Below are 11,072 nucleotides of genomic sequence, written 5' to 3'. Positions count from 1 at the left end.
GTCAGAGCCGAGCAGGACGCGGTCCGCCCCGGCGGCCCGGATCAACTCCCGCAGTACGTGCGGGTCGTGGACGAGCGAGTCGAAGTACAGCCGCTCGAGGTAGCTGCTGGGCGGGTGCGCGCAGCCGGCGCCCGCGTCGGGGCGGGCCGACCAGGCGTGGTCGGAGCGGCCGATGTGGGTGGGCAGGTAGCCACCGCCGTGCGCCGCGATCACCTTCAGGCCGGGGTGGCGGTCGAGCACACCGGAGAAGATGAGGTGGGAGAGGGCGACGGCGTTCTCGGTGGGCTGGCCGACCGTGTTGGACAGGTACCACTGGTCCAGGCGCTCGTCGAGCGTGCATCCGAAGGGGTGCAGGAAGACGATCGCCCCGCTCTCTCCGGCCCGGGACCAGAAGGGCTCGTACGCCGGGTCGGACAGCTCCCGGCCGGGGGCGTGACTGGAGATCTCCACACCCGCCAGGCCCTGCTCCAGAGCGTGCTCCAGGGCGTGTACCGCCTGCCCCGGATGCTGGAGGGGTACGAGTCCGAGGCCGCGCAGCCGGTCGGGGGCGGCGGAACAGTGCGCGGCCGTCGCCTCGTTGGCGAGCAGATACACCTTCTCGGCCGTCTCCTCGTCCGCCCAGTAGTGGTAGTGCGAGGGCGAGGGACTGACCAGTTGCACGTCGACACCCTGCGCGTCCATCGCGGCCAGGCGCACGGCGGGGTCGGTCATCCTGGGGACGCGTTCGCGGACCATGGGCCCGTTGACGGCGAGGGAGGCGGGGCCGTTGCGCCGGGCGTCGAGTGCCCGGGCTTCGGCGTGCCCGGGCAGACCGGCCACGAGCGCGTCGATCTCGGGCAGCAGGACGTGCGCGTGCACGTCCACGGTAGGCCGGGCCTCGGCGGCCTCGGCGGCCTCGGGGGTCGCGGTTGTGGCAGCCACATCGGTCACATCGGTCACATCGGTTATGACGGTCGCATCGGTCATGGCAGGTCCCTGAGCAGGGTCATGGTGCGGGCCATCAGGCCGGGCACGTCGGCGTCCCGCACCCCGTCGAGCTGCCACTGCCCGATCTGCACCGACGCCTCGACGACCGGACGGACGCGAGCGATCCGCCGCTCGTAGTACGCCTGGAACAGCGCGTCGTCCCACTCGTCGGACCCGGTCAGCATCTGCGCGAGCACCCAGGCGTCCTCGAGGGACAGCGCGGCGCCCTGGGCGAGGGTGGGCGGGCAGCAGTGGGCGGCGTCACCGACGAGGACGACGCGGCCGCGGTGCCAGGAGCCCTCGACCAGCATCCGGTCGAACCAGGTGTAGTTGACCTTCGCCGGGTCGGTGATGTGCTTGGTGATCTCCGGCCAGGAGCCGCCGTAGTGCTGGGTGAGGCGTCGCATCTCGTCCGCGTACGACGCGGTCGGTATGGAGGCGCGGTCGCGGTTGGCCTCGACGACGTACGCGTACAGGGTGGTCTCGCTGGTCGGGCAGTACCCGGCGATGTACGCGGGGCCGCCGTAGGCGAGGTCGGTGCGGACGACACCCGTCGGACGGGGGGCCGCGACGCGCCAGATGGCCATGCCGGTCGGCTCGGGCTTCGCCGTGACGCCGATCGCGGAACGGGTCGTGGAGCCCAGGCCGTCGGCGGCGACGACCAGGTCGTAGCGGCCCTCGGTACCGTCGCTGAGGCGGACGGAGACGCCGGCCGCGTCCTGGCCGAGGATCTCGGCGGTGGTGCCCAGCCGGACCGACGCGCCACTGGCGCGTACGGCCTCGATCAGGATCTGCTGGAGCCGCGGTCGCTGCATGCCGACGGTGGCCGGCAGGTCGTCACCGCCGGTACGCAGGTCGTCCTGCGCGTGCAGAACGGTGCCGTCGGGGGCGGTGATGCCGACCGAGCCGAAGCCGAAGCCGGACGCCTCCACCTGGTCCCACACGCCGAGTTCGCGCAGCACACGCAGGGCGTTGCCCTGGAGGGTGATGCCGGAGCCGGCGGTGGCGTTCCAGTCGTCCTTGGCCTCGACGAGGTCCACCGCGACACCGGCGCGGCGCAGCAGGACGGTGACGGCGTTGCCGGCCGCGCCGCCGCCGACGACGAGGACCGTGCGGGGTTGGGTCATGGGAACTCCCTTGTTCCTCGGGCTGATCGCTACTTCACGGCGATCGGGTTGACGGGGGAGCCGACCGCGCCGGTGATGGGCAGGGGCGCGGCGGTGAGCGAGAACTCGTACGTTCCGTCCGCCGCGCAGTCCTCGGCGAGCGCGTCCAGGTCCCACATCTCGCCGATCAGGAGGCCGATGTGCGGGATGGCGACCTGGTGCAGCGGCTGGAAGGCGTGCTCGAACTCGTTCGGGCGGACCTCGAAGCCCCAGGTGTCGGTGGCGATCGCGGCGATCTCACTGCCGTGCAGCCAGCCGGCCGAGGTGAAGGACAGTCCGGGCGCGGGACCGCCCGCGTAGTCGCCCCAGCCGTCGCGCCGGACCCGGGCGAGCTGTCCGGTGCGGACCAGCACGATGTCGCCCCGGCCGACGGACACGCCGTGGGCCTCGGCGGTCGCCGTCAGGTGTTCCTGGGTGATCGCGAAACCGTCCGGCAGCTCGCCTTCCTCGCCGATCACTCGTCCGACGTCCAGCAGCACACCCCGTCCGGCGACGTGCGGGGCCATGTGCTCGATGCCGGTGACCAGATCGCCCTCGGAGGTGACGACCTGCTCCGCCGGGCGCCCGTTCCACGCCTTGCCGTGGTCGAAGATGTGCCCGAGCCCGTCCCACTGCGTGGAACACTGCAACGGCATCGCGATCACGTCGTCGGCGCCGCCGATGCCGTGCGGGAAGCCCTGGTTGCCGAGGGCGGCGTCGGTGCCGGTGTCCAGCATGGTGTGGACCGGGTTGGTGCGCCGCCGCCACCCCTTCTGCGGGCCGTTCATGTCGAAGCGCTGGGAGAGGGAGAAGCTCACGCCCCGCCGCACCAGTCCGGCGGCCTCGCGGCGTTTGTCCTCGTCGAGGAAGTTCAGGGTGCCGAGCACGTCGTCCTCGCCCCAACGGCCCCAGTTGGAGCACGCCTTGACGGCCCGCGCGATCGAGCCCTCGGGGTCGGTGCGGTCCAGGATCTCGGTGCGGTCCGGAGACTCGGTCCGATGTGGCGTCTCGGTCCGGGCCGGGGACTCGGTGCCGTCCGGGGTCACTGCGCCGTCTCCGCCACACAACGGGTGCGCTGGGCGCCGAGACCGGTGATGGTGCCGTCCATGACGTCGCCGTCGCGCAGCAGCCGGCCCCAGTGCATGCCGTTGCCGGCCGGACTGCCGGTCAGCACCAGGTCGCCGGGCAGCAGGTGGGCGGTCTCCGAGGCATGGGCCACCATGCGTGCGACGTTGAAGATCATGTCCTTGGTGGTCTCGTCCTGCATGGTCTCGCCGTTGAGCTTCAGCGTGAGTCGCAGGTCGTCGGGGTCCGAGATCGACTCGGCGGGCACGATCCAGGGCCCGAGCGGCGTGAAACCGGGCGCGTTCTTGCTGCGCAGCCAGTCCGTGCCGATCTGCGGCATGTCCCGGCGGAAGACGGTCGCCCGGTCGGTGAGATCGTTGGCGATCGTGTACCCGGCGATGTACGCGGGCGCCTCGTCGACGGAGACCCGGTGTGCCGGCCGGCCGATGACCGCCGCCAACTCGAGCTCCCAGTCGGGCTTCTCGGCCCAGAGGGGAAGCACGACATCGTCGTGTGGGCCGGTGATCGCGCTCGGCAGACCGATGAACACGTACGGCAAATCCTCGGAGGCCCGCCGGTCCATGAGGTCCGCCGCCTCCGCGCGCCGCTCCTCCTCCGGCCGGTCGTCGCCCGGGGCCCGGTGCGCGACGTGCAGGTCGATCACGTGCTGCCGGTAGTTCGCCCCCGACTGGAACACCTGGCGCGGAATGACCGGCGCGTGCACCCGGAAGTCCGCCAGCGGCTTCCGGTCCGGGCCGCTGTCACCGGCCAGCGCCCGCAGTCGCGGCAGCGCCGACTCCCAGGTCTCCAGCAGACTCCGGGTGGTCAGCCGTTCGTCGCCGAAGGCGACGCGCAGATCGAGCACCTGGGCGTCGGAGGTGACGAGGGCGGGGAAGGCCGGCCCGTCCGGGGCCGACAGCGTGCCGAGGGCGAAGGGGCCTGCGAACAGCGCGGACGAGGGTTCAGGTATCACGGACATGTCCTCCTGATTGCGGTGGCACTAATCTGGACCCGCCACCAGCGATCAGGGAAATCGATTCTGTGGATGCCTTGCATCCAGCACACTAATTACCCCTGGTCGGCGCCGTACCGCCAAGGGGAAGTCACGTGAATCTGGCCCGCCTCGACCTCAACCTCGTCGTCGCCCTGCGCGCTCTCCTGGAGGAGCGCAACGTCACCCGGGCCGGGCAGCGCGTCGGCCTCAGCCAGCCCGCGATGAGCGCCGCCCTGGCCAGGCTCCGCCGCCACTTCGACGACGACCTGCTCGCCCGCGTCGGCGGCCACTACGAACTCACCGCGCTCGGCCAGGTGCTCCTCGACCGCACCTCCACCGCCTACGACCTGCTGGAACGCCTCTTCGCCAGCCAGGCCGACTTCGACCCGGCCGAAGAGAGGCGCGAATTCAAACTGATCGCCTCCGACTACGCCGTCGCCGTCTTCGGCACCGAACTCGCCCGCGTCGTGCACGAGGAGGCCCCCGGTATCCGGCTGCGCTTCGCCCAGACCCCGCCCACCGTCGTCGACGACACCGCCGCCCTGCTGAGTGCCACCGACGGTCTGCTCATGCCGCACGGCGTCATCAGCGACTTCCCCGCCACCGACCTCTACGAGGACCGCTGGGTCTTCCTCGTCGCCGACGACCATCCGAGCGTCGACGACCGGCTCACCCGCCACGACCTCGCCCGACTGCCGTGGGTCACCTACCAGCGCACCTACGACGCCCCCGCCGTGCGCCAGCTCGGCATGCTCGGCATCGAGCCCCGGGTCGAGGTCTCCGTCGACAGCTTCCAGCTGCTGCCCCTGCTGGTAGCCGGCACCCGTCGCGTCGCCCTGGTCCAGGCCCGCCTCGCCCGGCTGCTCGGGCCGCTCGCCCCGGTGCGCGTGGTGGAGCCGCCGTACGAGGCGGTCCCGCTGCGGGAGGCGCTGTGGTGGCACCCGGTGCACACCCACGACGCGGCCCACATCTGGCTGCGGGAGACGGCCGAGCGGGTGGGCAGGCGCCTCGCCGGCGTGCCCGAGGTCTGACCGCGGTCCGGCGGGCCGGGGCCGGGGCGAGCGGTCGGACGGGGCCGGGGCGGGTGGCCGGACGGGGCCGGGGCGGGTGGCCGGACGGGGTCGGGGCGGGTGGCCGGACGGGCTTCCCGGGGACCTCGGGGCAGACCGCCGCCGCTCCCGGCCGTCCACCGCCAGGACCGAGGTCGTCCGGAACACGGACCTGCGCAGGGGGTGAGCCGGACCCACCCGCAGCGTCCCCACGGCGCGTCCCAAGCGTCAGTCGTCGTACCGCTTGAGGTACAGCTGCTTGCCGTATTCCTGGCCCAGCCACAGGCGTCGGTCGTCCCCGAAGTCGGCGAGGTCGGGGTTGTCGAAGGTGTGCGGGTGGTCGGTGTCGGCGTTGACGCCGACGACGATACGTTCGAGGCACCAGGCGGGATCGGGACCCACGGGCTCGAACCTCACGTAGGTGGGGTAGCGGTCGAGGTTGTCGGTGTCCAGCTGCGGCCTTCGCGGGTCGTTGTGGGCGGGATTCTCGACGTTGGCGTCCTCACCGAGGACGAAGGTCCAGTTGTTGCCGGTCCGAGTGCCGCCGGCGGTCCCGGAGGCGTTGAGTACGAATTCGCGGCCGGCGATGCCCAGGTATACCCATCCCTGTGTCCCCCCGTGCGGTACGTCGGCCGTGCGGACATGCGCCTCGATCCTCGTGATCCTTGCCATGAGAGATTCTCCTTTCTCCCGCCGAGTTTCCCTGGCGGGTCACTTCCGGGTCTTTCAGGACTGATCCCCCCGCAACGTGGCGCTGAATCCGTTTGAAGCGCGATGCCTTTTCTTGTAGGGCTGCTGTGTGTTCTCTTCGTTTTACTGGTGGAGTGGAGCCGCACTCCTGAACCCGGTGCGGTGATATGTAGATAGCGGATACGGGTGCCGGTCGGCGTTCGTTGCGCGCTCCCCTTGGTATCCGGCGTGCGACGGCGCACGGAACTCGCAGGCGACTCGCAGGCTACTTGTACAGAACTCGCCGAGAAGCCGCTTCACTCAATTGAATGAATCCGGCAGGGAAGGCGTTTCCCTCTGAGCTTGTGGGCCAGAATGGAGAAAGCAGGAAGAAAGTGACCTGTGATCCTGTACAGGAGGGTGCGACTCCGCTCCGCCTTTTCGCTGAGCCTGCGTCGAGTGATTTCCCTCCTCTCTGTCCCGGAAAGGGTTCGCTACATGTCCCGTCGCCATTCTCGTACGTCATTCAGTCACGCATTGCGTAATATTGTGCGTTCCACGGAGGATCTCGTGGACGATGCCCTGGACAGGGCGGGAGATTTCGAATGCGGTCTGCGGAGATCGGTGAGTCGGGCGCTGGATGACGACGACTACGACGACCACCGCGGTCACGACGACCGAGACCGAAACTGCGACCGAGACCGAGACCGAGACCGAGACCGGGACGACCACGACGATGACGACTGGGACGGTCACGGTGACCGTCGGCGCCGGCGCGGACCCGGCCGGCGCCGAAGTGACGGGCCCCGCCGCCGGCTCGGACCGGACGAGGGGGAGCCCTATGAAGACCCGGACGAGCTAACGGCGCTGAAGGACCAGCTGGAGCTGCTGCGGGGGCGGATGGACAGGCGCTGGCGCGAGGAGGACCGTCCGGGGGAGCGGGGGAGGGTGCCGCGGGCCCGGGGGGCGGAGGACGCGGAATCCCTGAAGGGTGAGCTGGCGCGGCTGGCCGATCGCATCGACCGTATCCGCGATGCGCGCTGACCCAGTGCCGGTCCGCCGTTCACCGTGCCCGGCCCGGCCGCTTCTCGGCCGGGCCGGGCACGGAGGAAGCGGCCCGGAACGGGAGCACGAGCGATGAGCGCGGGCCGGGGGCGTGTGCTGATGCGGGCACTCACCCACCTCGTCCGCCAGGAGGCGGCGCTCGCGGGCCTGCCCACGGCCCGGGCGACGGACGGAGGGGACGCCCGGGCCGTACGACGTGCCCGCAACGTCCGCCGCGCGTTGGAGAGTCTCGGACCGTTCTACGTGAAGGTCGGTCAGATGCTGGCCACCCGGCCCGACATCGTGACCCCCGAGATGATCGACGAGTTCGAGAGGCTGCAGGACGCGGCCTCGCCCGCCCCTTTCAGCGACTTCGAGCCGGTGCTCCGGCAGGAGCTGGGGGCGGGCTGGGCCGGGCGGTTCCGCGACTTCGACACCCAGCACCCCTTGGGCACGGCGTCCCTGGCCCAGGTGTACCGGGCCCAGCTGCCGAGCGGTCGGCCGGTCGCCGTGAAGATCCAGCGGCCCGGCGTGCGCGAGACGGTGGAGGCGGACATGAAGCTCATGGGCTCCCTGTCCCACTTCGCCGCCCGACGGGCCTGGCGCTTCAACGACGTCATCGACATCGAGGCCATGCTCAACGTGGTCTTCGACGCGATGCGGCCAGAACTCGACTTCGTGATGGAAGCCCGGAACATGACCGAGGCGGCCAAGGTGGCGGAGGACTTCGACCACGTCCAGGTCCCCGAGGTGGTCGAAGCCACCGGGCGGGTCCTGGTGCAGAGCCTCGCTCCCGGGACGCCGATCCGGGAGGCGGACAAGGACCGGTTCGACCCCGAGGAGCGCAAGGCCATCGGGCAGGACCTGCTGGCTTTCATGTACCGGGGCTACTTCGTGGACCGCATCTTCCACGCGGACCCGCACCCGGGCAACATCTTCGTCGCGCCCGGACATCCCGCCACCGTGATCGACTGGGGCATGGTCGGACGCATCGACCGGCCGATGAGCACCAGCATCCTGCTGTTGTTGCTCAACCTGGCGATGAACGACGGAGCGGGCACGGCACGGGCCTGGATCGACATGGGCAGCGCCACCTCGTGGGCGAACACCTCCGCGTTCGCGGGGGACATGGCCTCGCTGGTCCCGCAGATCGCCACGGCCTCCCTGGAGGAACTCAACTTCGGGGTGACCCTCACCGCCGTGCTGCAGCACTCCACCCGCCGTGGCATCCGTACCAGCCCCATGGTCTCCATCCTGGGCAAGTCCTTCGCCAACATCGAGGGGTCCATCCGGCACCTGTGCCCGGAACTCTCCCTCATCGACGTCTTCTCCGAGGAACTGGTGGGCATCGTCACCGAACTGGTCAAGGAGTCCCTCTCCCCTCAGCAGGCGGTCCGGACGGCCCTGGAAGTGATCACCGCCGGAGCCGCCGCGCCCCAGCAACTGCGGGGACTCACCAAGGACCTGACCAACCGGGACCTGACCATGCGCATGAACCTCCACGGGTCCCGCTCGGACCGACGCTCCACCGGCCTGGGCAAAGGCGCCGCGGACATGTCGTTCGCGCTCGCCACCGCCATGCTCTGGAACCACTACACGAAGGACCGGTGACCCGTGCGTCCCCACCGGCCCCGGCCCCGTCCCAGTCCTCCCACGTCCTCCCTGCCGACCCCCACTCCCGACCGCAGGACCCCCCGAAGGGAGGTAACCGCGTGAGCACCGACCTGGCCCCCACGCTCGACCTCGACGCCCTCCGCGAGCGTGTCGACACCGTCCTCGCCGAGTTCCTGCGCCATCCACCGGCGGGCATCCCTCCCCGGAGCCGGGCCGGCGAACTGACCCGGGCCCTGACCGACTTCGTCCTCGCACCCGGCAAACGCATCCGGCCCCTGTTGTGCGTCCTGGGGTGGCACGCGGCCGGCGGCGGCGAAGACGAGGAAGGACTGTGGCGGATGGCGGCGAGCCTGGAGGTCTTCCACGCCTTCGCCCTGATCCACGACGACATCATCGACAACAGCCCCACCCGCCGGGGCCGCCCCAGCGCGCACCGGGCCTTCGCGGCCCGCCGACGGGCCGGGCCGGACGCCGACGCCTTCGGCGTCCACGCCGCGCTCCTCCTCGGCGACCTCGCCCTGGTCTGCTCGGACGCCCTGATGAACTCGGCCCAGCTCAGCACCCGGCAACGGCAGACCGTGCTGCCGCTGCTCGACGCCATGCGCGGCGAGGTACTGATGGGCCAGCACCTGGACCTGCTGGCTGCCGGACGGCCCACCGGTGACATCGACGAGGCGATGGCCATCGCACGCCTGAAGACCGCCAAGTACACGATCGAACGGCCCCTGCATCTGGGCGTCGCCCTAGCCGGCACCGACCGGGACCTGCTCGACCTGTGCTCCGCCTACGCACTTCCTCTCGGAGAGGCCTTTCAGCTGCGGGACGACCTCCTCGGCGTCTTCGGCGACCCCGCCCTGACCGGCAAGCCGGTCCTCGAGGACCTCCGCTCGGGCAAGGCCACGGTCCTCATGGCTGTCGCCACCCGGCGGGCGACGCCCGAGCAGCGCAGGACACTCGACGCGCAGGTCGGCCGGGCCGACCTCGGCGAAGAGGACTGCGCGCGCGTCCGGCGCATCCTGCGGCACACCGGTGCCCGGGACACCGTCGAGTCCATGATCACCGAACGGTACGAGAGGGCGCTGGCCGCCCTCGACACCGACCTGCTCGCGCCGCCGATCGCCGCCGCGCTGCGGCAGATCGCACACCGCGCCACCATCCGGACCGCCTGACCAGGCCCTGACCAGGCCCGACGATCACCCCCTGCACACGACTGCACTCCGCCCCGACTGCCCCATGCACACGGCTGCGCTCCCGCACACCGCTGTACCCATGTGCCCCACGTGCCCCGTCTGCCCGGCGCACCCCGCGCGCACCTCATGCGCACGGGGTGCCGTACGTGCCGCGTGTGCCGTACGTGCCGCGTGTGCCTCGTGGGCCATGTGTGCCACCTGAGAGGAGAACCCGTGGCCGGTATGGCCGTCGACCCCCCGCCCTTCTACTGCCCCATCGAATCCGCCATCCACCCCGACGCCGAGGAGGTCGAGCGGCGCGCTCTGGCGTGGATCGACCGCAGCGGCCTGTGCCGATCCGAGGACGAACGCGCCCGGTACGCCGGCACCCGCAGCGCCGACTTCTACGCCCGTTTCGCCCCGCACGCCGATCCCGACCGGCTGTGGGTCGCGGCCTGCTGGGTCTACTGGGGCTTCGCCTTCGACGACGCCCGCTGCGACGAAGGGCCCTTCGCCGCCGACCCCGCCGCCTTCGCCACCATGGCCTTCTCCGTACAGCGCGCGCTGGAGGTGCCGGGCCGTCTGCACTGCGCCGACCCCTACGCCGCCGCCGTGCACGAGATCGGGGAACTCTTCCGCACAGCGGCCGGCCCCGTACAGAACCGCCGCTTCCAGCACGCCCACCGGGCCTGGCTCACCGGCGTCCAGTGGCAGATCGGGAACCGGGCCACCAGCCGCATGCCCGACCTCGACGACTATCTGAGCATGCGCCTGCACGCGGCCGGCGGCGGACCCACCTACGCCATGCTCGAAATCGCCAACAACATCGACGTACCGGACCGCGAGATGGACTCACCCGCGGTCCGCGCCCTGACCGAGATGGCCATGATGGTGGCCTCACTGGACAACGACCATCACTCGCACATCCGGGAGACCGGACGCCGGCAGACCCAGCAGAACATCGTCAACGTCCTCGTAGCCCATCACCGCTACTCCCCGCACCAAGCCGTCGATGAGGCCGTCGCCCTGCGTGACGCCGTGCTGGAACGGTTCCTCGGGCTGCGCGACCGGGTCCTCCCACGCGCCAGCGGCCCCCTGCGCCACTACCTGACCGACCTCGGGCACGGAATCCGCGGCAACATCGAATGGGCACTGCGGGCCCCCCGCTACCACAGCCCGGACGGCGTCGCCGCCATCTCGCGGGCCCGCATCCCCGCCCAGACGGACACCAGCCACTGGACCGGCACCCCCCGCACCAGCCGACAGGACCCGCGGCGGCTGCCGTCCATCGCGTGGTGGTGGAACGAACTCGCCTTCTGAGCGATCGGGCGGGACGCCCCGCCCCGTCCGCCCGTCC

At 71.1% G+C, this 11,072-nt stretch carries 10 protein-coding genes; 5 read left to right on the top strand and 5 right to left on the bottom strand.

The window, feature by feature from the left end; translation table 11 throughout:
- From ACH4NX_RS36265 to ACH4NX_RS36250, 4 genes are all read right to left on the bottom strand, one after another.
- The coding region (locus ACH4NX_RS36265) for an amidohydrolase family protein (RefSeq protein WP_398153384.1) at positions 1-921 on the bottom strand (921 nt) is incomplete at its 3' end.
- Between the two features lie 41 nt (positions 922-962).
- Entirely contained in the window at positions 963-2,093 is a 1,131-nt protein-coding gene (locus tag ACH4NX_RS36260; RefSeq protein ID WP_398130153.1) for an FAD-dependent oxidoreductase, read from the bottom strand.
- A gap of 29 nt (positions 2,094-2,122) precedes the next feature.
- Positions 2,123-3,082: a cyclase family protein gene (locus ACH4NX_RS36255; RefSeq protein WP_351401413.1), complete on the bottom strand. Its 960-nt coding sequence runs from the start codon at positions 3,080-3,082 to the stop codon at positions 2,123-2,125.
- A 71-nt stretch (positions 3,083-3,153) separates the two neighbouring features.
- Positions 3,154-4,155, bottom strand: a complete 1,002-nt coding sequence (locus ACH4NX_RS36250) for a fumarylacetoacetate hydrolase family protein (protein ID WP_398130152.1) — start codon at positions 4,153-4,155, stop codon at positions 3,154-3,156.
- A 128-nt stretch (positions 4,156-4,283) separates the two neighbouring features.
- Between ACH4NX_RS36250 and ACH4NX_RS36245 the strand changes: the two genes are divergently transcribed.
- Positions 4,284-5,201 (top strand): LysR family transcriptional regulator, encoded by a 918-nt coding sequence (locus ACH4NX_RS36245; RefSeq protein WP_351401375.1) that lies wholly within the window; start codon positions 4,284-4,286, stop codon positions 5,199-5,201.
- Between the two features lie 246 nt (positions 5,202-5,447).
- Here ACH4NX_RS36245 and ACH4NX_RS36240 read toward each other — a convergent pair whose 3' ends face one another.
- Entirely contained in the window at positions 5,448-5,891 is a 444-nt protein-coding gene (locus ACH4NX_RS36240; RefSeq protein ID WP_351392983.1) for a hypothetical protein, read from the bottom strand.
- A 567-nt stretch (positions 5,892-6,458) separates the two neighbouring features.
- Here ACH4NX_RS36240 and ACH4NX_RS36235 point away from each other — a divergent pair.
- The 4 genes from ACH4NX_RS36235 (at position 6,459) to ACH4NX_RS36220 (ending at position 11,035) form a co-directional block, all read left to right on the top strand.
- Entirely contained in the window at positions 6,459-6,932 is a 474-nt protein-coding gene (locus tag ACH4NX_RS36235) for a hypothetical protein (RefSeq protein WP_398130151.1), read from the top strand.
- Positions 6,933-7,025: 93 nt separating this feature from the next.
- Positions 7,026-8,543, top strand: a complete 1,518-nt coding sequence (locus ACH4NX_RS36230; protein WP_351392987.1) for an AarF/UbiB family protein — start codon at positions 7,026-7,028, stop codon at positions 8,541-8,543.
- Positions 8,544-8,644: 101 nt separating this feature from the next.
- Positions 8,645-9,715, top strand: a complete 1,071-nt coding sequence (locus ACH4NX_RS36225; protein WP_351392989.1) for a polyprenyl synthetase family protein — start codon at positions 8,645-8,647, stop codon at positions 9,713-9,715.
- 243 nt (positions 9,716-9,958) lie between these two features.
- On the top strand, positions 9,959-11,035 hold the full coding sequence (locus tag ACH4NX_RS36220; RefSeq protein ID WP_351393617.1) for a glutamate dehydrogenase: 1,077 nt from the start codon (positions 9,959-9,961) through the stop codon (positions 11,033-11,035).
- Positions 11,036-11,072: the final 37 nt, after the last annotated feature.

Source organism: Streptomyces sp. NPDC017225 (assembly GCF_044331465.1).
Taxonomy (GTDB): Bacteria; Actinomycetota; Actinomycetes; order Streptomycetales; family Streptomycetaceae; genus Streptomyces.
Note: the sequence above shows the minus strand (reverse complement) of the source record. Positions and strands in the feature narration are given on the sequence as shown.

Bases quoted from the DNA above. Each gene is read 5' to 3' on its own strand.
- ACH4NX_RS36260 (WP_398130153.1), bottom strand. From the start codon at position 2,093: ATGACCCAACCCCGCACGGTCCTCGTCGTCGGCGGCGGCGCGGCCGGC.
- ACH4NX_RS36250 (WP_398130152.1), bottom strand. From the start codon at position 4,155: ATGTCCGTGATACCTGAACCCTCGTCCGCGCTGTTCGCAGGCCCCTTC.
- ACH4NX_RS36240 (WP_351392983.1), bottom strand. From the start codon at position 5,891: ATGGCAAGGATCACGAGGATCGAGGCGCATGTCCGCACGGCCGACGTA.
- ACH4NX_RS36230 (WP_351392987.1), top strand. From the start codon at position 7,026: ATGAGCGCGGGCCGGGGGCGTGTGCTGATGCGGGCACTCACCCACCTC.
- ACH4NX_RS36220 (WP_351393617.1), top strand. From the start codon at position 9,959: ATGGCCGTCGACCCCCCGCCCTTCTACTGCCCCATCGAATCCGCCATC.